The sequence below is a fragment of the Paucibacter sp. KBW04 genome (genome assembly GCF_003852425.1).
In the GTDB taxonomy this organism is placed as follows: domain Bacteria; phylum Pseudomonadota; class Gammaproteobacteria; order Burkholderiales; family Burkholderiaceae_C; genus Paucibacter_A.
In genome coordinates this window covers 206,609-227,359 of record NZ_QAJN01000008.1, presented here as the reverse complement: position 1 = coordinate 227,359, position 20,751 = coordinate 206,609, and the positions used below count along the sequence as shown (strand labels likewise).

The window sequence follows — 20,751 nt, the reverse complement described above, 5'->3', positions numbered from 1 at the left end:
GCCCTTTATGCAGGGCGGATCAACAGCATCGACGCGCCGCCGTCTTGCTGCTGGCACTCACCAGGCTCTCGCTGCCGGGGGCGTTCAAGTTCAGATAGCTTTTTTCGGTGGCCGAAACCGCCAAGACCATGGCCTGTTTCTCCTGCCCATGATCCAGCTGAAACATGGCGATATAGACCGGCGCCAGCAAGCGCTGGGCCTTGCGCTTGGGCAGGCTGAGGTAGCCGAACAGCATGCCGCCCGGGCATTCGATCTTGATCTCGTTCGTGGGCTTGCGGGTGTAAGCCGCCGTGCTCGCCGCCAGATCCAATTGCCCAGCCAGCTGCTGCACCAGGGCGCGAGCGGCGCGCTCGGGGTGCACCACCTTGGCCGACTCCATGGCCTCGGGCGCCGGGCCCCGCATCAGCACCGACAGAGAATCCAAGGCGCCGCCTGCAGCCATTTGCACCGCCAGCGAGGCCGGGCCCAGCACCGGAATGCCCTCCACATGGTGGCGAAAAGCGCCGATCGCCCGGCACAGCACCGGCTCCACTGCCTTGCCCTCGCGGTCCTGGGCGGCCGCCTTGGTTTGCCACAGACGCTCGAAGCTCAGGCTCTCACCCCGGCCCAAACTGTCCTGCACACCCAGGCTTTTGACCAAGGCCTCGGCCCGCTCGGTCAGCTTGGCGGCCGGCTCCATTTCCTTGAACAAGGCCTCCATGGGCGCGCGCCCGCTGCTGAGCTTGAAGGCGCCCGAGGCGTGGTACATCAAGGCCTGGGCGCCCTGGGGCAGGCGCACCAGGGTATGGTCTTCATAGCGGGTCCATTCACCCCGGTCAAAACTCTTCTCACAGACCTCGCCGCCCAGACGCAGCCATTTGCGCAGGCGGCGTTGCAAGTCCTCCACCGAGGGCCGGCCCAACTCGAAAACATTGACCTCGGTCGGCGGCTCTTTCTGCGAGGAGGCTAACGATTCCATCAACGATGCGTGGGTATCCATGATTCAGCCCTCCGTCCACATAAAGAGAATGCAAGCCTGCCGGCTGGGCGGCAAATCGGGGTCCACATTGCCGTGGCCCCATAAATGATCGCGATTCAAATAACTCCGCCCCCACTGGATATTGCCGTTATTCCAGGTGGCCGAATCACCCACGCAAACCGTGATGGGGTGGTTGTCCACCCACCAGTCCGAAACCCCGTCATGCCAGGCATGGCAAACGGTATGGCCGTGGATCAGGTTGTCACCCACATCCTCGCCGCATTCATCGGTGGTGATGCCGTCGTACATATTATCCCAAGCGCCACAATAAATGTGCAGGCCGGCGAAGATATTCCAAAGGCCTGCCACATTGCCGCGATCCACCGTATCGCAGGAATAGGCCATGATCCACTCGGCATTCCAGTTCTCGCCCAATTGCCAGCTGCCTGAGTAAGTGCGCCAAGCGGTTTGCTGCGCATCAAACAACATACGCGCCTGGCCATTCGATTCATGGCCACCGTGGGTTTCTATCCAAAAGATATCCACGTTGTCGACGTAATGCACATCGTCGCCGCCACGATCGCTATCGCGGATATCGGTCTCCCAACAATCGGTGTTGGCCCAGTAGAAATTACGGGCATGACCCGCGCTGCGCAATTTCGCGTCGAAACCATTGCAGCGATTGAAGGTGTAGCTGAGGTCGCTCGCCGTGCTCACGCCCGCTGCTCTGGCGTGATTGAAGTAGCGAATGCCGTCAATACCAAAACTGGCCATAAAGCCTCCTTGCCGGTTCAAAGAATCAAAACAGGGGATGCTCACCCGGGGTGATCACAAGCCCTTGTCTAAACCTTAGCGGCCAGCGGCAGGACACTCCATCGTCAAGTTTGCGGAGCCTGCGGTTTCTAGGGGGAGGCTTGTTTTACCTGGGTTTCTTGCGAACAAATCACCGAAATTCACTAGCCGAGGTGAAGCCATCTTTTGAAATGAAATGATTCATCTCCACATCCCTGATGGAGGGCTTTGGCGATTTGGCGACGAACTCGCTCTGTCAAAGCGGAAACGTGGGAGAGCCACGCGGCCTAGCGGCTTTGGCGCAGGCAAGCACCAGTGAGCGCACACCAACAAAACTGGACGGAATCAGGGGCTTAACGGCCTTTCAGGCACGAAACTTCAGAGATTCCTCTTGCAATGTTTGCGCCCACTCTCAATTTAACGCTGAATTTTTTTATGGATGAGCGTGCGATCCAGAAACAGACGCTGGCCCCTTCTTGGCGGGAGATCGAGCTTGCTCACCATCGAGCGGCTCTTCAAGAGCCGCCCAGATCAGCAAAGCTTGCGCAAGGCTTCATCTGTCAGGAAAGCGAACAGGCCCTTGGCCTGCCAATTTCAAACACATGCGCTCTTCCCTGGTTTGCCATGCCAAAGCTCAGCGCCACAGGAAATCCAGACGGCCATCTTTCGCGCGGCAAATATTTCATGTCTGGAATATGAAAGGCAACATCACTAATTGATTGAAATCATCGCCTCCGCGACGAGTCTGCGAAACCCGGCGATTGACTCAGGCTTCAAGATGCTGGCGCAGAAATGCATCAATTGCGCCACCCAAGGCGGGCAGGCGCCAGGTGGTGGCCGCGCGCGGGTCGGCGGCATAACGACTGCCTAAATTGCTGATCATGGCGATCAGATAATGGCGCCGGGCCGGTGGAATCCCCAGCACCATGCCGGCGTCGGCGCTGTAGTTTTGGGTATTGCCTGTTTTATGGCTAAACAATAATTCGGCCCGCCTGTTTGCGGCTGCTAAATCACCTGGAAAATATTGATCGCCCACCTTGGCCGCGCCAGCCCCAGGGTTTATCCAGCGCGCGGGCAAGCGTGCAGGAATACCCGCCACCCAGCCCGGCAAACCCGCCAAGAGCCCGCTAGACAATACCTCGTGCAAACCTTGTTCTCGCAAGGCATGCAAAATCATGCAGCGACTGCGATCACTCAAGCTTGGTGCTTGAGCAAGATTCAGCCACGGTGGTGGTGGCGCCTGCGGATCCAACCACCAGAGCAGACGCAAACTGTCCCAGGCCGTCATTTGAATATGGCCGACGCCGGAACCCGCCGCATTGCCCCAGCCGCCATCAGCGCGGGTATTTGCAAGCCGCAAAGTGCTGAGGCCGAGGTTTTCAAATAACTCATGCAACTCGTTGTGGACCTCTACCCCGCCTTCACGGCGAATTGCACCCAGAGCGTGCAAATGCGCTACCAAAACCGTGGTTGCCTCATTGCTGCTGCTGGCCGTCATATCAAAGGCCCAATCTGCCAAAGGGCGGGCGGCTTGGCCCAGTGGAAACTCCCAGTCCGTTCGGCCGGCATCCACCAAAACACCCAGGCTGACCAAAATCATCAGTTTCAACAAAGAGGCCGGATAAGGGGAGACAAAGCGCTGCATCTGCGCCCCGCCCTCGCCAGTCACAGGGCGCCAGAGAATATCCGACCAATCACTGCCCGGCAGCCAGGCGATGGAGTTTCCCTGCGCATCCTGCACATCCGCCAAATAGCGGATATTGCGCACCGGCCCGGCCTGACCATCCATCTGCGCCACCAGGCCACGCGGGTGCTCGCGCGAAAACAGCACATTGGCGAACACCGGGTCCGCCCCGGCGGGGAAGGCCGCCACCGCCAAGTCGATGCTGGGGTGCAGGCCCACCGGCGCGCCGCCTTGCAAGGCATCGGGCGTCAGCTCAAAGCGCTGGGCCCTCACGGCGTCTAGCAGGGCCTGGGCCAGGCTCAGGGGATTCAGGGCGGGCTGGCTGCTCATCACTTCATTGCCTCAGCTCAAAACCGTCCAAGGCGATGGGGCTGGGGCGGCCGGAGACCAGCTCGGCCAGGATATTGGCCGTGCCGAAGGAGAAGGTAAAGCCCAGGGCACCATGACCCACATTGAGCCAGAGATTGCGCAGGGCCGTGGCGCCCAGAATCGGCGCGCCGCTGGGCGTGGCCGGGCGCAGGCCGGCCCATTCGCTGGCTTGGGTGTAGTCGGCCGAGTGGGGAAAAGTGGCCTGCACATGGCGGCGCAGGGAAGCAATACGAGCGGGCGCGATGCGGGGGTCATCGCCCACCAGGTCGACCATGGCCGCCACCCGCATCTGATCGCCGATGCGGGCGTACACCACTTTCTTCTCGAAATCGGTCACGCTGAGCTCGGGCGGGCGGTGCTGGGCGGCGATGGGGGCCGTCAAGCTATAGCCCTTGAGCGGGTAGAGCGGCAGATGCAGGCCAACGCCGCGGGCCAGCTCACGGCTGTGCAGGCCGGCGGCCAGCACAAACTCGTCGGCCACGATCTCGCCCTGGCTGCTCAGCAAAGCCTGGGCTCGGCCGCCGCCCTGACGCAAGCCTAGCGCCCGGGCATGGACAAAGCCGCGGAAATTGGCATGCGCGCGCAAGCGCTGGGCCAGGGTTTCGCAGAGCAAATAGCAGTCGGCCACCGCCTCGCCGGGGGTGAAGATGCCGCCGGCCAGAACAGCTTGGCTGTCCGCCAGGGCCGGCTCCAGGCTCAGGCATTCGGCGTGCGAGAGCGCTTGCTCCAGCCCGCCGGCCATGCCCTGCAGGCGAGCCGCGACGCGGCGGAACTCGGCCGCTTTGCGGTAGACGACCAGCTTGCCCGGGGCGCGCAAATGCGCCAGATCCAGACGTGCGGCTTGCTGCATCTGGGCAAACGAGGCCTGGCTGAAAGCCCCCAAGGCCAGCAAGCGGGCGGTCATTCGGCGATTGACCGGGCCCCGGCAGGCTCGCAAAAAAGCCAGCAACCAAGCCCATTGATGGCGGCTGAACTCGGGCTTGAAACGCAGCGGGCCGTCGGCATCCAGCAACCAGCGCAAGGCCTTGAAGGGCACGCCCTCGTCGGCCAGGGGCGAGACGTAGCGGTAGCTCAGCTGCCCCCCATTGGCATGGCTGGCCCCCAGGCCGACGCCGGCCTCGCGCTCCACCAAGCTGACGGCATGGCCGCGCTCCAGCAAGGCCCAGGCCGTGGTCAAACCCACCACGCCGCCGCCTATCACCACACAGTGCTTCATCGATCCCTCGGGCGGCGAGACCGCGCCCCTTGTTTGTCACCTCGCCGAGGGTAAGGAGGCCGAACCCATCCCGCCAATGAAAGCGCACGCGGCGGCTATAACCCCGCCCTATGAGCTGTGAGCCTGCGCCGACAGGCCCTGCACAAAGGCCAGCATCTCGGCCGCCAGCGGTGCGCTGGCCAGCGGCGCTTCAATCGCGCCGCCCAAAACATGTTGGCCCGGGCTTTCGCTGTAGTTCACCTCCACCAGCTGCTTGCTGTGGCTGCCAAAGCGGGCGAAGGCGGCGCGCACGGCTTTCACATCGATGACCGTGTCGCGTGGGGAGTAAAGGATTTGCAGGGGCGCCGTGATGCTCTCCAGCCGGCTGGCACGCACCTGCGCCACCAAGGCCATCATGGGGAAGAGCGCCGCCGTCGGGTGGGGCGAGGTCCAGACCCGGGCGCGCAACTCGTCCCTGGCCGGTAAGCCCATCTGCGGGCCGTGCACCTTGCGCACCAACCAGCGGCCAATCGGCCAGTTCAGCAAGGGGGCCAAAGGATCTTTGGGGCTGAAGTTGGGCGAGACCATGATCCAGGCCGCCACCTCGCGTCCGGCTTTTTTCTGTGCCGCCCAGGCGGCCAGGGTGGCGCCGGTGGACATGCCTATCACCAACACCCGCTCACCCAGCATGCGGCCCACGGCCAGAGCTTCCAACGCATCGGCCTTCCACTGGGACAGCTTCATGCGCTCCATGGCCTCGCCGGGGCGGCCGTGGCCGCTCAGGCGGGTGTAGAACAAATGCCCGCCCAGGCCTTGGGCCACCAGCTCGGGCACCGGGGCCAGCTCCTGGCGGGTGGCGGTGAAGCCGTGCAGATAGACAACGGCCCAGGGGGCGCGCCGCTTGTGGCCGTCGGGACCGCTGGGGCCCCAAACGATCAGCTTCTCGGTACCCGGCCGCACATCACCCAGCCGGGCTTCCTGAGCGGCAAAGTAATCGTCCAGCTGGTCCAATCGCTTGGGCAGCTGGTCGGCCAAATCGGCATGACGGGACATGCCGGGGCTTCAGCGCAAGGCCGGGCTCAGGCCAGGACGGCGGCCATGGCGGCGGCCGTTGCTTCCACATTCTTGTTGTTCAGACCGGCCACGCACATACGGCCCGAGCGCACCAGGTAGACGCCGAACTCGTCCTTCAGGCGGTCGACCTGAGCGGCGCTCAGACCGGTGTAGCTGAACATGCCGCGCTGGGTCAGGAAGTAGTCGAAATTACGGCCCGGCAGCTTGGCGCTCAGCACCTCGTACAAGGCATTGCGCATGGCGTGGATGCGCTCGCGCATCTCGCTCACCTCGCCTTCCCACAGGCTGCGCAGCTCCGGGTCGCTCAGCACGCGGGCGACGATCTGGCCGCCGTGCAGAGGCGGGTTGGAGTAATTGCGGCGGATCAGGAACTTCAGCTGACCCAGCACATTGACGGCTTGGGCCGCGTCGGGGCAGACCACGCTTAAAGCGCCGCAACGCTCGCCGTACAAGCTCATGCTCTTGGAGAAGCTGTTGGCGACGAAGAAGGGCAGGCCGGCCTCGGCCATGGCGCGGATGGCAAAGGCGTCTTCCTCGATACCCTCACCATAGCCTTGGTAGGCCAGGTCCAGAAAGGGCAGCAACTCACGCGCCTTCAAGACCGGGATCAGCTCGTCCCACTGCATGGGCGTGAGGTCCACGCCGGTCGGGTTGTGGCAGCAAGCATGCAGCAGCACCACGCTCTTGGGCGGCAGGGCCTCAATCGCAGCCAGCATGTCGGCAAAGCGCACGCCGCCGGTGACGGGGTCGTAATAAGGATAGGTCTTGACCTCGATGCCAGAACCTTCAAACACCGCGCGGTGGTTGTCCCAGGTCGGGTCGGAGACGTAGATGGCGCTCTCGGGGAAGTAACGCTTGATGAAATCGGCACCCACCTTGAGGCCACCGCTGGAGCCCACGCTCTGGATCGTCACGGTGCGCTGGCGCACGGGGTTGTTCTCACCGAAGAGCAGGCCTTGCACGGCGGCGCGGAAATTGGCCGCGCCTTCCATGGGCAGATAAGGGCGGGCACCGGCCTCGGCCACCACGGCCAGTTCGGCACGGCGCACCGAGTCCAGCATGGGGATGCGGCCGTCGTCGTCGAAATAGATGCCGATGGACAGATTGATCTTGCCTGCGCGTGGGTCTTTCTGGAAAGCCTCGTTAAGGCTCAGGATGGGATCGCCAGCGTAGGCGTCAACGTGCTTGAACATGGTGGTGAGACTCCGGGCCAATGAATCAATGCATTATCTCTGCTGGCGCAAACGGGCCAACAAGGCCTCGGGTGTGAGCGGCGGGGCGAACAAAAAGCCCTGTGCCTGTGCGCAGCCCTCGTCGTGCAAGAGCTGCGCCTGGGCCGAGCTTTCAATGCCTTCGGCCACCACCCGCAGTGCCAGATTGCGACCCAGCTGCAAGACGGTGCGCACAATCATGTGGTCGCGGTGGGTCAGCACGCATTGATCGACAAAGGCCTTGTCGATCTTGAGCGTGTCCAGCGGCAGGCGGCTGAGCTGGTTCAGCGAAGAGAAAGCCACGCCGAAATCGTCCAGGGCGATCTTGACGCCGCGCCCACGCAGCTCGTGCAAGATGGGCAGCACCTCGCCCAGCTCGCTCATCATGCTGGTTTCGGTGATCTCCAGCTCCAAACGCTCGGCGGCCAGGCCGCTGAGCTGCAGGGCCTGGCCGACAGCGGCCACCACATCGTCATGCGCCAGCTGTACCGCCGACACATTGACCGACAAGTCAAGCGCATAGCCCTGCGCCTGCCAGCGCACCGCCTCTGCACAAGCCTCATTCAAAACCCAGCGGCCGATCTCCACAATCGCCCGGCTCTCCTCGGCCAGCGGGATAAAGCGGGCCGGCGAGACCAGGCCTAGCGAAGGGTGCTGCCAGCGCAGCAAGGCCTCCACGCCCACGATGCGCCCGCCGGCCAGCTCCACCTTGGGCTGGTAGAGCAGGTGCAGCTGGTCGCGCGCGATGGCTTGGCGCAGCTCCTGTTCCATAAAGTCACGCTCGGTGCGGGCCCGCAGCAGCTCGTGCGTGAAGAAGGCGTAACTGTTTTTTCCCGCGGATTTGGCGGCATACAGGGCCAGATCGGCATAGCGGCTCAAGTCCTCGCTGGGCGAGCCCAAGCCATCGGCCAGGGCAATGCCCACGCTGACCGAGACCTGAAAGGCTCGCCCCTCGAATTCATAGGCACGTTGAGTCTTGGCCAGCACCCGACGGGCAAGCTGTTCGGACTCGGCCCGCGCATCCTCCTGGGCCAGCAGCAGCACTGCAAACTCATCGCCACCGAGACGAAAACTGCGCACGCCGGACAAGCCGCGCAGTCGATCGGCGAATTGACGCAAGAGCTTGTCGCCATAGAGATGGCCGAGCACGTCGTTGACACGCTTGAAGTCGTCCATATCCAGCATCAGCAGGGCATAGCGGGCGCGCTCCACAGCCGGCCCCGCATCCAGCTCGCGCAGGGCGGCCGAGAAGGCGGGGCGGTTTTCCAGCGCCGTCAGATAGTCGGTCAGGCTGTCTTTACGGTAAGCCTCGGCCTGACGCTGGGTGCGCTGCTGAAACAAGGCCATGCTGGCGGCGAAGCTGGTGATCAGCAGCAGCTCGACGGCATCCTCGATAAAGCCCTCCAGATCCCCCGCCTCCAGGCCCAGGTAGTAGGGCAGCAGCAGGCAGACGGAAAAAGGAATCGGCCACAAAGAGCCCGGGAACAACAGGATCAGCAGCAGCGGGCAGAGGATGAAGCTTTCCTCAATGACCTCGATGCCCAGCGGGCTTAGCAAAGCACCGCCCACCAGCAGGGCCGAGGCCAGCAAGGCCCCAGCGCGCCGCCACAGTAGCCGGCGCCCCCACAGCGCAAGCAGCATAGCGGCCGGGTAAAGCAGGTAAAGGCCACGCATCCAAGCCGAGGGGTGGTGCCACAAGGTATGCGTGACCAGGCCCAGGCCGACGCAGAAGGCCAGCTGACGCAGGCGCACCCAGTTCAGCGAAGTCAGGGGCGGCATCATGCCTGCCATATTAGGTCAGCTCCGAGCCCTTTGGAGGCTCGAAAAGCCCGTCAAAAGGGGGCTTAGATGACAGATGACCTCGGGCCTTAGGCTTTAGGCATTAGGTCCGGCGCTGCAAAAGCATGGCATCGCCATAGCTGAAGAAGCGGTACTGCGCGGCGATGGCGTGGTCGTACAGCGCCATGATGGACTCATAGCCCGCAAAGGCGCTGACCAGCATCATCAAGGTGCTCTTGGGCAGGTGGAAGTTGGTGACCAGCACGTCCACCACGCGGAACTGAAAGCCCGGCGTGATGAAGATGGCGGTTTCACGTGCGCCGGCTTGCAGCTCGCCAGGCAAAGCAGCTGATTCCAATGCGCGCAAGGTGGTGGTGCCCACCGCGATGACGCGGCCACCGCGGGCACGGCAGGCGGCCACGGCCGCCACCGTCTCGGCCGGCACCTCGAACCACTCGCTGTGCATCTTGTGCTCGCTCAAGGCCTCGACCCGCACCGGCTGGAAGGTGCCGGCGCCCACATGCAGGGTCACATGCGCCGTGCTGATGCCACGCGCGGCCAGTCGCTCCAGCAAGGCCTCGTCGAAATGCAGGGCCGCCGTGGGCGCGGCCACGGCGCCGGGTTCGCGGGCGAACACGGTCTGGTAACGGCGCACATCGTCGGCCTCGTCCGCATGCTCGATATAGGGCGGCAAGGGCACATGGCCGTGCTGCTCCAGCAGGGCAAAGGGCTCGCTGGGGAAGCGCAGATGGAACATGCCAGCGTCCGGCCCGCAGCGGCCCAGCACCTCGGCGTCAAACGCATTGTTGAAGCGCACCCAGCTGCCGGGCTTTGGCGATTTGCTGGCGCGCAGATGGGCCCAGACCTCGTGCGTGCCGGGCAGGACCCGCTCGATCAAGCCTTCCACCGAACCACCCGTGGCCTTTTGGCCATACAGCCGCGCCTTGATGACGCGGGTGTTGTTGAAGATCAGCAGATCGCCGGGTTCCAGCAGATCGGGCAGCTCGCGGAACACGCGGTCGACCGGGGGCTGGGAGCGGCCATCCAGCAGGCGGGAGGCGCTGCGCTCGGCGGCAGGGTGTTGAGCGATCAGCTCTGGGGGAAGGAAGAAATCGAAATCGCTGACCGTGTAGTGACGGTCAGCCGCTGCGGGGCTTGCGGACATGGGAGTTGAGGGCCGGACAGACCCGTACCAATGAAAAAAGCGCATTTTCCCATGCCCACTCCTTTTGATCGGCGTCAAGCGCCGGGGCCCGCAGCGGTGCGAGCATCAAGACAAGCAAGAAGCGAGCAGATCGCATCAGAAAGGGAGGCTTCCCATGGCACCATCGACTCTGAACATCGCGCAAAGAGCGCAGCTGGAAGGCTTGTTACTGAGCCAGCAAGCGGCCCTGGAGCAGGCGCTGCAAAGCCAATTGGGCGGCGAGGAACGTGCCGTCCACGCCCGCGAGCAATTGCTGCAAGACACCGAGGGTGACCGCGGCCACGATGCCGATCGCGAGGTCGATCTGGCTCGCAGCGACCAAAACCTGGAGGCACTGCGCCAGGTCAACGAAGCCTTGCAGCGCCTGCGCGGCCCGGACTACGGACTGTGCAGCGACTGCGAAGCCCCCATCGCCTTTGAACGCCTGGCCCACAGCCCGGCCGTGCTGCGCTGCATTGCCTGCCAAACGGCGCTGGAACAGCGCTCCGGTGCCAGCCTGGCCAGCCGCAGCCTTTGAGTTCCGTGCCCCATTTCGTGCCTTCTTGACGCTGGCTTTGCCGCGCCGTCATGGCTTCTTTGTCTTCCATCCACCAACAAACCCAGGAGAACTTATTCCATGAGCACTTTCCACGCCGTCGTCTGGCTCGATCACCAACAGGCCAAGGTCTTGCAGTTCGACGCAGAGCATGTGCAGGCCGAGAAGATCAAGGCGCACAGCCATCACACCAAGCAACGCGCCAGCGCGGTGCGCACCGAGCATGAATTCTTTGGCGAGGTGGTGGACGCGCTGAATGGCATCACCGAGGTGCTGATCGTGGGCTCCAGCACCGCGCAGGCCGACTTCAAGCATTACGTCGAGAAGCACCGCGCGGCTGCCGCCAAGCAGATCGTGGCTTACGAAACGGTGGATCACCCCACCGACAATCAGCTGATCGCCTTTGCGCGCAAATACTTTCTGAAGTACGACCGCATGGCCGGCACGCCCTCGCCGATGTAAATCATTTCAGGGTCGAGATCAGACTCTTCAGCGCCGCCTGATACAGATCGGGCGACTCCCGGTGCAGGCCGCTGTGTGAACCTTCGGGGAACTCGACCCAGCGCACACCGGGGTTGCCCGCCGCGTCGGCGGCTTTATTGGCAGCATCGCGCAAGCGGCGGCCCAGGACCACGGGCACGGTCTTGTCCGCGCTGCCGTGCAGCATCAGGATGGGTGCATCCACCCGGCCTATCTTGCCGATGGAATCAAACTCCAAGCTGGTCACGGCCGCGGCCACCCGGCCAATGGTGCCGGCCTCGCGCGCCACATCGGGCATGCGGGTGAAGGTGGACTCCAAAATCAGCGCCCCGTAGTCCTGCCCGCGGTGCAGGCCGCTGGCCAGGGTCACGGCCGCCGAGCCACCCATGGAGTGGCCAAAAATCACTCGTTTGCGCGGATCGGGCTGATGCTTGACCAGCTCGGCAAAAGCCGTCCGGCTGTCGGCCGCAATGGTGGCCTCGGAGGGGATGATGGGCTCGCTATCGCCCCAGCCGCGGTAGTCCACCGCCACGATGGCAAAACCGGCCTCGCGCAAGGCGTCGATCTTGGGCAGGTTCTCGTAGAGATTGCGCAAAGTGCCGTGCAGATAGAGCAGGGTTGGCGCGGCGGGGTCGGCCTGGGGCAGGTACCAAAGGGCCAGTGCTTCCTCGCGGCCCTGCTCGCCCTTGACCCGCAAGACATAGCGCTGATCGCCCGGCCGCAAGCCGGCACCCTCTTGGGCAAAGGCCGCCGGGCGCCCGGGCGAGGGTCGCAACACGGCCTCGCGCTCCTTGGCACTCAGCCAGGCACAGCCGGACAAAGCGCTCAGGCCCAGACTTGCCCCGGCCATCAGCAGGCTTCGTCGACCCAGGGCCTGAGTTCGATCGACGCAACAAGTCACAGGTCCGCTCGAATCAAATCTCTCGCCGACATTTGCTGCGGCAATAATGCGCGCCATGAAAGTTCCTTTGCTGTCCATGCCCTCTGGGGCATTTTCTTTGCCCAGCCCGTCCAAGATTCTGGTCGCCCCCTTGTGTGCCCTGCTCTGCGCGCTGGCGCCGGGCCTGGTGCATGCCGAGGATGATGCCAGCGAAACGCCCCGCTTCGGCGGTCCTTCGCACTGGCGCGTGCTGGCTTCGCCCTACACCCTGCACTTTCATCCCAGCCCGGAGCACCGGCGCGTCTGGGCCATTGGCGCTGAGAAGCAATGGGACGAGAGCAACTGGTTGGTCGGCGGCTCCTATTTCAGCAACTCCTTTGGTCAGCCCAGCGGCTACCTCTATGTGGGCAAGCGCTATCCCGGCGTGTTCGGCTACGCCCCGCAAAACGTCTTCGCCCAATGGTCGGCCGGCCTGCTCTATGGCTACCGCGGCGAGTTCAAGGACAAGGTGCCCTTCAATTACAACGGCTTCTCGCCCGGCGCCCTGATCTCCCTGGGCTGGGAATTCACACCCAAGAACTCGGTCACCATTCATGCCCTGGGTGACGCGGGCTTGATGCTGCAGTTCTCGCACGAGTTGCGCTAAACCCTCGGCGCTCCGATCACGAAAAAAGGCCGGTCCACGCATGGACCGGCCTTTCTCATTTTGGACAGGACTCGGCGTTAACGAGCCCCTCACCCTCAGTTGCCGCCGGTGCCGGTGGCCAGCAAGCTGCCGCCCGCGCCCGAGATCCAACCCGTGCGTGCGTCAACGAAGAGCACTTGATTGAGCGTGTCCTTGCTGCCGCTGAACTGCTGGCGCCAGGACTTGCCGCCGTCGGTGGTGCTTAACACCGCCCCCTGGTCGCCCACGGCCCAGCCCAGCTTGGCGTCCAGGAAGAACACATCGCGCAGCGCCTGCGTGGAGGCGGGCAGATTGTTAACCCAAGTCTTGCCGCCGTCCGTGGACTGCAGCAGCGCACCGCTATCGCCGGTCACCCAGGCCTCGCCGGAGGGAGTGAAGCGCACGGCCGTCAGGTTCTGCGAACTGCCGCTGAAACGCGGGGTCCAAGTCTGGCCGCCATCTTCGGTACTGAAGATACGCCCGGCCGAACCGACCAAGAGACCTTGCTTGGCATTGCTAAAGGCCAGCTTGGTGGCATACCTGATCGTGCTATCGGCAGCGCGCTGGGTCCAGCTCAAACCCCCATCGGTGGTCGCCAGCACGACCGTGCCAGACAAATAGGCGTTGACCTGATTGCTGGCATAGGCCAAGGCAAAGCCATTGTTCTCATCGACAAATTGAAAGGCCAGAATCGGCGACGAGCTCTGCAAGGGCGTTGACCAGCTGGCACCGCCATCCAGTGTCCGATAGACCTTGCCATCGCCGTTCAAGAGCCAACCCTTGCTGGCATTGATGAACTGGAAGCGCTGCTGCGTAGAACCGCTGGTCTGCAAACCCTTGAGCTTGACGCTCCATTGCAGACCGCCATCGCTGGTTTCAAGCAACTCGCCGGCGGCATTCAAGGCCTGGCCGCGTTTGGCGTCGAAGAACCAGCTGGCGCGCAGGGCACGCGAGGCGGCGGCCGCGCTGTCATTCAGCACCTGCCAGTTGGCCATGCCGTCGGTACTCAGACTTTGCGAGCCGTCGCTGCGGCGCTGCGTCCACACGCCAGGCGCCTGCTTGCGCAGCTCCAGATAGTCCAGCTCATAACCACTGAGCAATCCGGGCAAGCTGATCGCAGCCCAGCTCTGGCCGGCATCTTCACTCAGGCTGAAGCGCAGCTTCTGGCCGCTCACCTCGATGGCTCGCAAAATCGTGTTCTTGGCAAGAATCTTGTTGCGGGTACTGCCCTGCGGCTCATTGGCCAGGGCCTGCCAGTTGCGACCGCCATCGACGCTGCGATAGACCTTGTCGCCCAAGATCATCAATCCCTGATCTTTGTCGGCAAAGCTGACATTGCCCGTTTCTTGGCCCGACAGGCCCAGGGCTTCAAAACGCTCCCAGCTGTTGCCACCGTCCAGGCTGCGCTGCAGCGTCAGGGTGTAACGCCACTGGTAGTTGATGTAGTCATAGCTGCCACTCCAGTTGCTCACAAGCAGGGCCCGACCCGTGTCGTCCAAAAAGCTCAGGCGCGGCGAATAACTGCCGTCCAGCCTCAACACCTCGGTCGCGGTCTTGCCTTGGTCGGTGGAGCGGCTCAAGCCGTAATAGCTCAGATTCCAAAGGCTGCCATCGGGGCCCACATCGCTCACCGTCATGGTGTTGTTCGCCCAGCTGGCGCCACCATCGGTGCTGACCCGCACGCCGTTATAGCCCCCCACCAGCAGCACCGTATTGGGCTGCACGAGATGCAGCCTGGCCCCATCGGCCTGATCCGTCGAACTGCCCTGCTGCACCCAGTTCGCGCCACCATCCACCGTCTTCAGCAAAGCACCCTGGCTACCTTGGGCCCAACCGTTCTTGGCGTCCAGGAACTTCACGCTCGTCAAAGGCGTGCGCAAGCCGCTGTTCTGCCGCAGCCAGCTTTTGCCGCCGTCCACGGTCTTGAGGATTTCGCCGCTGTCGCCCACCCGCCAGCCAGTCAGGGCGTCGAGGAAGAAGACATCGTTGAGCGCATTGCCGCTGGGGCGTGGCTGCTGCCAGCACCAGCCGGAGTCGGCCGCGTCGCTGCAATTGAGGCCACGCACATGGCTGCGGTTGTTGACGCTAACGCGCCAGCTCAGCTCCTTGAAAGAACCGGCCGCGTTGCTGACCTTGAGCCTGACCTCGTAGTCGCCCACCTGGGCGTAGTCATGCTTGGGCGAGGCCTCGGTGCTGGTCTTGCCGTCACCAAAGTTCCAAGCAAAGCTCAGGCCGCTGAGGGCCGAGGCGCTGCTGTCAAAAGTCGCGGGGCTGCCCACATCGGCAACGGCTGCTGCCTTGATGCTGAGATCGGCGGGGATGGTGGTCGGCGTCACGGCCGGTGGGGGCGCGGGAGCGTCGTCACCGCCGCCTCCGCAGGCGGCCAGCATCATGCTGGCGATCAAGGTCGATGCGGCCGCGGCCGTTCTTGCGTATTTCATTCCCTAGCCCTTGTGTTTTTCATTGGGTGACGGCGCGCGATCGAAGGCGGCAGCGCCGAGCAGGCGCGGATTCTAGGCAGGCTGCGGGCGATTCCGGCCTGGCCTTGTGAATACTGCCCGGGCCGCACGGCAGAATGGCGCCAATGTCTGACGCACCTCAATCCGCTGCACCCGCGCCCAAGCCATCGGCTCCAGCCAAGTCCCTGCCGCAAAAGGCCATGGAAAAGCTGGGCCTGCTGCGCGATATCGACTTCGCCCTGCACCTGCCCCTGCGCTATGAGGACGAAACCCGCATCACGCCCATTTCAGAGGCGCATGAGGGCGAGAACGTGCAGTGCGAGGGCGAGGTGATGGAATGCCGCGTCGACCAGCGCGGGCGCCGGGTGTTGATCGTGCGCATTCAAGACGACTCCGACGAGCTTTTGCTGCGCTTCATCCATTTCTACCCCTCGCACCAGAAGACGCTGGCGGTGGGCAAACGGGTGCGTGTGCGCGGCGAGATCCGCCACGGCTTCTTCGGCCGCGAGATGGTGCACCCGCAATTCAAGGCGGTGCAGGAGGACACACCGCTGGCCGCCTCGCTCACCCCCGTCTACCCGGCCAGCGCCAGCCTGCCGCAAGCCTATCTGCGCAAGGCGGTGGCGGCGGGGCTGAAGCGCGCCGATCTGCGCGAGCTGCTGCCGCCCGGCGTGGTGCCGGCCAAGCTGCCCAGCTTGCGCGACGCACTCAACTACCTGCACCACCCGCCCCCGCAAGCCCAGCTGAGCACGCTGGAAGATCACAGCCACCCGGCCTGGCAACGCCTCAAATTCGAGGAGCTGCTGGCTCAGCAGCTGAGCCAGATCCAGGCCCAGCGCGAACGCGCCCTGCTGCATGCGCCGGCCCTGCGCGCCCAGCCCGGCGGCCTGGTCGAACGGCTTCTGGCCGCCCTGCCCTTTGGCCTGACCGGCGCGCAGCAGCGCGTCAGCGAAGAGATTGCGCAAGACCTGGCACTTCCGCACCCCAGCCTGCCAGCACGAGACGCTGGCAGTCCTTCGCCAGGCGGCGAAGCCTCCTCAGGAGGCTTCTTGGCCCTGGCTCAGCCCATGCATCGCTTGCTGCAAGGCGATGTGGGTTCAGGAAAAACCGTGGTGGCCGCCCTGGCTGCGGCCGTGGCCATCGATGCCGGCTGGCAATGCGCCCTGATGGCGCCGACCGAGATCCTGGCCGAACAGCATTTCAAGAAACTGATTGGCTGGTTGGAGCCGCTGGGGCTCAAGGTGGCCTGGCTGACCGGCAGCGTCAAGGGCAAGGCACGGCAGAAGATGCTGGACGCGGCGGCCGACGGTTCGGCGCATTTGGTCATAGGCACCCATGCGGTGATCGAAGACAAGGTCAAGTTCGCCAAATTAGGCCTGGCCATCATCGACGAGCAGCATCGCTTTGGCGTCGCGCAGCGCCTCGCATTGAGGAAGAAATTAGCCAGCATGGAGCTGGAACCGCATATGCTGATGATGAGCGCCACGCCCATCCCGCGCACCCTGGCCATGACCTATTTTGCCGACCTGGCGGTCAGCACGATTGATGAGTTACCCCCTGGCCGCAGCCCCATCGTCACCAAGGTGTTTGCCGATGCCAAGCGCTGGAATGTGATCGAAAAAATCCAGGAAGAGGTGGCTCGCGGCGCCCAGGTCTACTGGGTCTGCCCGCTGATCGAAGAGAGCGAGGCCATGGACCTCAGCAATGCCACCGAGACGCACGCAGAGCTGAGCGCGGCGCTAGAAGGCTACAGCGTCGGCCTGCTGCACGGTCGCATGGCGCCGGCCGAGAAGGCAGCCGTAATGGCCCAGTTCAGCGGCGGTGAGATGAAGCTGCTCGTTGCCACCACGGTGATCGAGGTGGGCGTGGACGTGCCCAATGCCAGCCTGATGGTGATCGAGCATGCGGAGCGCTTCGGCCTCTCGCAGCTGCACCAGCTGCGCGGCCGCGTCGGCCGGGGCGCCAAGGCCAGCGTCTGCGTGCTGCTCTACACCGGGCCGCTCTCGCAGACCGGCAAGGACCGTTTGCGCGCCATGGCCGAGACGAATGACGGCTTCGAGATCGCCCGCCGCGACCTGGACATCCGTGGCCCCGGCGAGTTCATGGGCTCACGCCAAAGCGGCGCCGAGTTGCTGCGCTTTGCCGACCTGCAAGAAGATTCCGTTTTGCTCCAAGCCGCCCGCCGCCTGGCGCCTATGCTCTTGGATCAACACCCGGATGCCGCCCACAAACAGGTGGCGCGCTGGTTGGGGTCTAAGGCGGAGTTTTTGAAGGCTTGAAGTGCCCTCAGGTCGGCGCAGCCAGAACCGCTTCAATGAATTTGGACTTGGCCGCTCGATAGGCATCCTCGCCCTGCACGGCCCATTCCGTCTTGAGCTGGTTGTAGGCCTCGACCAAGGCCGGGCTGGCCCGCAGCCGATCGCGAAAACCGATAAAAAGTTCGACGAACTTTGACCCCTGGGCGACCACCTGCACCGCATGGGCTTGCGCAGGCTCCAGCCACTCCAACATGCACAGCGCTTCGCTGCGCAGAGTCTCTTGCTTCTCTTGATAGCCCTGAGCTTGCAAGGCCACGACACAGGCCTCCAAACGCTCAGGCGCCACGAGCAAGCAAATATCCAGATCGCCTTTTGAAACGGCGCCGGGTATGGACGAGGCGCCGATGTGTTCGATCTGGGTGCCGGGGAAGCTTTGGCCAAGCTTGCGTTCCACTGCGGCGAAACGCAGCTGCAGTTCGGCTTGGTAGCTGTGAGCGGGGAAGAGCTTCATGCCTTGGCTTAGGGAAAGGTCAGGTCTTGCGGCAGCGCATCGTGATGCAAGGCCACCGCCTTCATTTCACCATTTGCACCACTGTTTTTCACAGGGTTTCCCGTCTCCATCACCATCCATCTCAACCCCTGGGCAGTTGGCCAGAAAGAACTTGGCTTCTTCGCAAGAGCTCATTTGTGAGCAATGAGTCCGCCCATCACAGCGAGCACTCAAAACGCGCGACTGAGTCGTTGCCTCAGGCGACTTTGCTGAGGGTGATTCTTTCGCTGCGATTGGCGCCCTGGACGCAGCATCATGGCTTCTTGGCGCCGCCTCTTTTCTCTGGGCATTGAGCTGCTGAGCCGTGGGCCGCTCAATCGGTCCTGTCACGGGGCAGGGTGTCTGCTGATAAACCGTCTTCCCATCAATCTCGCATTTGCGAACCTGTGCCGTCGCAGGGGTCGTCAGCAGCGCAAGCGAGCAGAACAACAAAGAAAGCAAACGAAGAGATGGCAGCGCTGGGGTCATGAACGGGCTCTGAGCGGCTCAGATGAGAAGCGATAGGAAGTCCGTATTCTGAGGCAGACCCAAGCAGTTCATAACTTCTTATTCAGACGTCAACTTGTTCATCCAACAAGCGTGCCATCAGCGCCCCCTCAAAACGCCTCTCCAACGGCATGCTGATCACCACGCCGTTGCCGGCCGCCTCGCTGACGGGCTCGCCCAGCTTGCCGCGCAGCTGCTTCACTTCAACGATCACATTGCCGCTGGGGTGGATGATCTCCAGGCGGTCGCCGACTTCAAAGCGGTTCTTGACCTCGATATCGGCCCAGCCCTCGGCGTCGATGCTGCGCACCTCGCCGACGTACTGGCTGCGTCTGGCCTTGGAGTGGCCGTCCAGATAGTTTTGCGTGTCCTGGCTGCGGTGGCGTTGATAAAAGCCACTGGTGTAGCCGCGGTTGGACAGGCCGTCCAGCTCGGCCAGCAGGCTGGGGTCGAAGGCACGGCCGGCCACGGTGTCGTCGATGGCGCGGCGGTAGACCTGGGCGGCGCGCGAAACGTAGTAGCGGCTCTTGGTGCGGCCTTCGATCTTGAGCGAGTCCACACCGATCTCCACCAGGCGCTGCACATGCTCCACGGCGCGCAGGTCTTTGGAGTTCATGATGTAGGTGCCGTGCTCATCCTCCATAATGGGCATCAGCTCGCCGGGGCGCTGCGATTCTTCGATCAGATAAACACCATCGGCAGCGGGGTGGCGCGCCGTGCCACCGGCAGAGGCAAAGCTTTGGTCGGCTAGCTCCGAAGCCTTGCGGAAGTCGAAATTGATTTGCTGCGCTTGGCCTGCCTCATCCTCGAAGGCATCGCCCAACTTGTAATCCCAACGGCAAGCATTGGTGCACGTGCCCTGGTTGGCGTCGCGGTGGTTGAAGTAGCCGGACAAGAGGCAACGGCCCGAGTAGGCGATGCAAAGGGCGCCGTGCACAAACACCTCCAGCTCGATATCCGGGCACTCCTGGCGGATCTGCGCCACCTCGTCCAGGCTCAGCTCGCGCGAAAGAATGATGCGCTTGAGCCCCAGCTTTTGCCAGAACTTGACCCCGGCGTAGTTGACCGTGTTGGCCTGCACCGAGAGGTGCACCGGCAGCTCGGGCCAGCGCTCGCGCACCATCATGATGAGGCCGGGGTCGGCCATGATGAGGGCGTCGGGCGCCATCTCCACCACGGGCTCCATATCGGCGAGGTAGTTCTTCAGCTTGCCGTTGTGGGGCAGGATATTGCTGGCCACCAGAAACTTCTTGCCGCGTGCATGGGCCTCGGCAATGCCGGTGCGCAGGTTCTCCAGCTTGAAATCGTTGTTGCGCGCGCGCAAGGAGTAACGCGGCTGGCCCGCGTACACCGCATCAGCACCGAAGTCGAAGGCCGCTCGCATGCGCTCCAAGTCGCCGGCGGGCAAAAGAAGTTCGGGTGCGCGCAGGGGAGTGCTGCTGCTGCGGCTGCTGGGGGGCTGATTCATGATGTTGGCAAGCGGGGGGGCTGAAAAACCAACCGCACAGGTTAAGGCCCAGCGCCTCGCCGCGCCTTGCTACAGATCAAGAGTCGCGCTAGGGGCTAGGCCCAAATCCTCATGGCTGACCACCAGCCAGAGGCGATCGCTGGCCTGGGCGGCCAGCCGCATCAGGCCGCGCAGATAGTCCACCGAGGCGGCATCCAGGGCATTGAGCGGCTCGTCCTGCAGGAGCAAGGGCGTCTGCAAGGCCAGGGCTGCGGCCAAGGCGGCCTTGTGTTGGGTGCCGGTTGATAGTTGGCTCATGGGCTGAGCCAGAAAGGGCGTGAGGCCGAAACCCTCCACATGGGCCTGCCACTGCGCGGCATCGGCTCGGGGGTAAAGCCCGGCCAAAAAGGCGAAGCGCTCGGCCGGGCTCAGATGTTCAAACGCGGGCGGCTCGGCGCCCACCCAGGCGGCTTGGCGGCGGTAGTCCAAGGGCTGCTTCAAGAGATCAAGCCCCAGTAACTGGACCGAGCCGTACTGCGGCGTCAGCGCGCCCGCCAAGAGTTTGAGCCGGGTGGACTTGCCCGTGCCATTGGCTCCGCGCAGCCAGCACAGGCCAGCGGTGAAGTCATGTGTCCACAGGTCCACCACGCGGCGCGAGCCGGGGTAGGCAAAGCTCAGGGCTTCGCAATGCAGAAAAGGAGTTGCGGTCATCTAGCGAGTCAGTCC

General features: G+C 63.6%; 19 protein-coding genes. 5 read left to right on the top strand and 14 right to left on the bottom strand.

The window, feature by feature from the left end; translation table 11 throughout:
* Positions 1 to 19: 19 nt before the first annotated feature.
* Positions 20 to 979: a hypothetical protein gene (locus DBR47_RS10730; protein ID WP_124449770.1), complete on the bottom strand. Its 960-nt coding sequence runs from the start codon at positions 977 to 979 to the stop codon at positions 20 to 22.
* 3 nt (positions 980 to 982) lie between these two features.
* The gene (locus tag DBR47_RS10725; protein ID WP_124449768.1) at positions 983 to 1,732 is read right to left on the bottom strand and encodes a DUF6345 domain-containing protein; all 750 of its coding nucleotides are present in this window, start codon (positions 1,730 to 1,732) and stop codon (positions 983 to 985) included.
* Between the two features lie 414 nt (positions 1,733 to 2,146).
* Here DBR47_RS10725 and DBR47_RS10720 point away from each other — a divergent pair, with 414 nt between their 5' ends.
* Positions 2,147 to 2,449: a hypothetical protein gene (locus DBR47_RS10720; protein ID WP_124449766.1), complete on the top strand. Its 303-nt coding sequence runs from the start codon at positions 2,147 to 2,149 to the stop codon at positions 2,447 to 2,449.
* Between the two features lie 67 nt (positions 2,450 to 2,516).
* Here DBR47_RS10720 and DBR47_RS10715 read toward each other — a convergent pair whose 3' ends face one another.
* The 6 genes from DBR47_RS10715 to queA all read right to left on the bottom strand — a co-directional run bounded on the left by DBR47_RS10715 (position 2,517) and on the right by queA (position 10,227).
* Complete coding sequence (locus DBR47_RS10715) at positions 2,517 to 3,764, bottom strand: hypothetical protein (RefSeq protein ID WP_124449763.1); 1,248 nt, start codon at positions 3,762 to 3,764, stop codon at positions 2,517 to 2,519.
* A 4-nt stretch (positions 3,765 to 3,768) separates the two neighbouring features.
* Positions 3,769 to 5,019 carry a D-amino acid dehydrogenase gene (locus DBR47_RS10710; protein ID WP_124449761.1) on the bottom strand — a complete coding sequence of 417 codons (1,251 nt, stop codon included), beginning with the start codon at positions 5,017 to 5,019 and terminating at the stop codon, positions 3,769 to 3,771.
* Positions 5,020 to 5,127: 108 nt separating this feature from the next.
* The gene (locus DBR47_RS10705; RefSeq protein WP_124449759.1) at positions 5,128 to 6,051 is read right to left on the bottom strand and encodes a carboxylesterase; all 924 of its coding nucleotides are present in this window, start codon (positions 6,049 to 6,051) and stop codon (positions 5,128 to 5,130) included.
* A gap of 26 nt (positions 6,052 to 6,077) precedes the next feature.
* Entirely contained in the window at positions 6,078 to 7,265 is a 1,188-nt protein-coding gene (locus tag DBR47_RS10700; RefSeq protein ID WP_124449757.1) for an amino acid aminotransferase, read from the bottom strand.
* A 33-nt stretch (positions 7,266 to 7,298) separates the two neighbouring features.
* Positions 7,299 to 9,065 carry a bifunctional diguanylate cyclase/phosphodiesterase gene (locus DBR47_RS10695; RefSeq protein ID WP_197046992.1) on the bottom strand — a complete coding sequence of 589 codons (1,767 nt, stop codon included), beginning with the start codon at positions 9,063 to 9,065 and terminating at the stop codon, positions 7,299 to 7,301.
* A gap of 100 nt (positions 9,066 to 9,165) precedes the next feature.
* The gene (gene queA / locus DBR47_RS10690; RefSeq protein ID WP_124449753.1) at positions 9,166 to 10,227 is read right to left on the bottom strand and encodes a tRNA preQ1(34) S-adenosylmethionine ribosyltransferase-isomerase QueA; all 1,062 of its coding nucleotides are present in this window, start codon (positions 10,225 to 10,227) and stop codon (positions 9,166 to 9,168) included.
* 154 nt (positions 10,228 to 10,381) lie between these two features.
* On the opposite strand from queA, the gene DBR47_RS10685 reads away from it, so the two are divergent.
* A complete protein-coding gene (locus DBR47_RS10685) occupies positions 10,382 to 10,783 on the top strand; it encodes a TraR/DksA C4-type zinc finger protein (RefSeq protein ID WP_124449751.1) in 402 nt (133 codons plus the stop codon).
* A 99-nt stretch (positions 10,784 to 10,882) separates the two neighbouring features.
* Positions 10,883 to 11,263 carry a hypothetical protein gene (locus tag DBR47_RS10680; RefSeq protein ID WP_124449749.1) on the top strand — a complete coding sequence of 127 codons (381 nt, stop codon included), beginning with the start codon at positions 10,883 to 10,885 and terminating at the stop codon, positions 11,261 to 11,263.
* A gap of 1 nt (position 11,264) precedes the next feature.
* Here DBR47_RS10680 and DBR47_RS10675 read toward each other — a convergent pair whose 3' ends face one another.
* Positions 11,265 to 12,131 (bottom strand): alpha/beta hydrolase, encoded by an 867-nt coding sequence (locus DBR47_RS10675; protein WP_197046991.1) that lies wholly within the window; start codon positions 12,129 to 12,131, stop codon positions 11,265 to 11,267.
* Positions 12,132 to 12,237: 106 nt separating this feature from the next.
* Here DBR47_RS10675 and DBR47_RS10670 point away from each other — a divergent pair, with 106 nt between their 5' ends.
* Positions 12,238 to 12,807 (top strand): hypothetical protein, encoded by a 570-nt coding sequence (locus DBR47_RS10670; RefSeq protein ID WP_124449746.1) that lies wholly within the window; start codon positions 12,238 to 12,240, stop codon positions 12,805 to 12,807.
* Positions 12,808 to 12,902: 95 nt separating this feature from the next.
* Here the strand turns inward: DBR47_RS10670 and DBR47_RS10665 are convergent, their stop codons facing one another.
* Entirely contained in the window at positions 12,903 to 15,266 is a 2,364-nt protein-coding gene (locus DBR47_RS10665) for a YCF48-related protein (RefSeq protein ID WP_124449744.1), read from the bottom strand.
* A 143-nt stretch (positions 15,267 to 15,409) separates the two neighbouring features.
* Here DBR47_RS10665 and DBR47_RS10660 point away from each other — a divergent pair, with 143 nt between their 5' ends.
* On the top strand, positions 15,410 to 17,563 hold the full coding sequence (locus DBR47_RS10660; protein WP_231512247.1) for an ATP-dependent DNA helicase RecG: 2,154 nt from the start codon (positions 15,410 to 15,412) through the stop codon (positions 17,561 to 17,563).
* Positions 17,564 to 17,570: 7 nt separating this feature from the next.
* On the opposite strand, the gene DBR47_RS10655 is transcribed toward DBR47_RS10660, so the two are convergent.
* From DBR47_RS10655 to DBR47_RS10640, 4 genes are all read right to left on the bottom strand, one after another.
* Positions 17,571 to 18,053 (bottom strand): GrpB family protein, encoded by a 483-nt coding sequence (locus DBR47_RS10655; RefSeq protein ID WP_124449742.1) that lies wholly within the window; start codon positions 18,051 to 18,053, stop codon positions 17,571 to 17,573.
* Between the two features lie 66 nt (positions 18,054 to 18,119).
* Positions 18,120 to 18,560: an excalibur calcium-binding domain-containing protein gene (locus tag DBR47_RS25245; RefSeq protein ID WP_124449740.1), complete on the bottom strand. Its 441-nt coding sequence runs from the start codon at positions 18,558 to 18,560 to the stop codon at positions 18,120 to 18,122.
* 82 nt (positions 18,561 to 18,642) lie between these two features.
* Positions 18,643 to 20,046, bottom strand: coding sequence for a tRNA 5-hydroxyuridine modification protein YegQ (gene yegQ / locus DBR47_RS10645; RefSeq protein ID WP_370454902.1), 1,404 nt, complete (start codon positions 20,044 to 20,046; stop codon positions 18,643 to 18,645).
* A gap of 69 nt (positions 20,047 to 20,115) precedes the next feature.
* Positions 20,116 to 20,736 (bottom strand): ATP-binding cassette domain-containing protein, encoded by a 621-nt coding sequence (locus DBR47_RS10640; protein WP_124449738.1) that lies wholly within the window; start codon positions 20,734 to 20,736, stop codon positions 20,116 to 20,118.
* Between the last annotated feature and the right edge of the window lie 15 nt (positions 20,737 to 20,751).

Excerpts from the sequence above, each read along its gene's own strand:
- DBR47_RS10730 (WP_124449770.1), bottom strand. The coding sequence starts at position 979 with ATGGATACCCACGCATCGTTGATGGAATCGTTAGCCTCCTCGCAGAAA.
- DBR47_RS10725 (WP_124449768.1), bottom strand. The coding sequence starts at position 1,732 with ATGGCCAGTTTTGGTATTGACGGCATTCGCTACTTCAATCACGCCAGA.
- DBR47_RS10720 (WP_124449766.1), top strand. The coding sequence starts at position 2,147 with ATGTTTGCGCCCACTCTCAATTTAACGCTGAATTTTTTTATGGATGAG.
- DBR47_RS10715 (WP_124449763.1), bottom strand. The coding sequence starts at position 3,764 with ATGAGCAGCCAGCCCGCCCTGAATCCCCTGAGCCTGGCCCAGGCCCTG.
- DBR47_RS10710 (WP_124449761.1), bottom strand. The coding sequence starts at position 5,019 with ATGAAGCACTGTGTGGTGATAGGCGGCGGCGTGGTGGGTTTGACCACG.
- DBR47_RS10705 (WP_124449759.1), bottom strand. The coding sequence starts at position 6,051 with ATGTCCCGTCATGCCGATTTGGCCGACCAGCTGCCCAAGCGATTGGAC.
- DBR47_RS10700 (WP_124449757.1), bottom strand. The coding sequence starts at position 7,265 with ATGTTCAAGCACGTTGACGCCTACGCTGGCGATCCCATCCTGAGCCTT.
- DBR47_RS10695 (WP_197046992.1), bottom strand. The coding sequence starts at position 9,065 with ATGATGCCGCCCCTGACTTCGCTGAACTGGGTGCGCCTGCGTCAGCTG.
- queA (WP_124449753.1), bottom strand. The coding sequence starts at position 10,227 with ATGTCCGCAAGCCCCGCAGCGGCTGACCGTCACTACACGGTCAGCGAT.
- DBR47_RS10685 (WP_124449751.1), top strand. The coding sequence starts at position 10,382 with ATGGCACCATCGACTCTGAACATCGCGCAAAGAGCGCAGCTGGAAGGC.
- DBR47_RS10680 (WP_124449749.1), top strand. The coding sequence starts at position 10,883 with ATGAGCACTTTCCACGCCGTCGTCTGGCTCGATCACCAACAGGCCAAG.
- DBR47_RS10675 (WP_197046991.1), bottom strand. The coding sequence starts at position 12,131 with ATGGCCGGGGCAAGTCTGGGCCTGAGCGCTTTGTCCGGCTGTGCCTGG.
- DBR47_RS10670 (WP_124449746.1), top strand. The coding sequence starts at position 12,238 with ATGAAAGTTCCTTTGCTGTCCATGCCCTCTGGGGCATTTTCTTTGCCC.
- DBR47_RS10665 (WP_124449744.1), bottom strand. The coding sequence starts at position 15,266 with ATGAAATACGCAAGAACGGCCGCGGCCGCATCGACCTTGATCGCCAGC.
- DBR47_RS10660 (WP_231512247.1), top strand. The coding sequence starts at position 15,410 with ATGTCTGACGCACCTCAATCCGCTGCACCCGCGCCCAAGCCATCGGCT.
- DBR47_RS10655 (WP_124449742.1), bottom strand. The coding sequence starts at position 18,053 with ATGAAGCTCTTCCCCGCTCACAGCTACCAAGCCGAACTGCAGCTGCGT.
- DBR47_RS25245 (WP_124449740.1), bottom strand. The coding sequence starts at position 18,560 with ATGACCCCAGCGCTGCCATCTCTTCGTTTGCTTTCTTTGTTGTTCTGC.
- yegQ (WP_370454902.1), bottom strand. The coding sequence starts at position 20,046 with ATGAATCAGCCCCCCAGCAGCCGCAGCAGCAGCACTCCCCTGCGCGCA.
- DBR47_RS10640 (WP_124449738.1), bottom strand. The coding sequence starts at position 20,736 with ATGACCGCAACTCCTTTTCTGCATTGCGAAGCCCTGAGCTTTGCCTAC.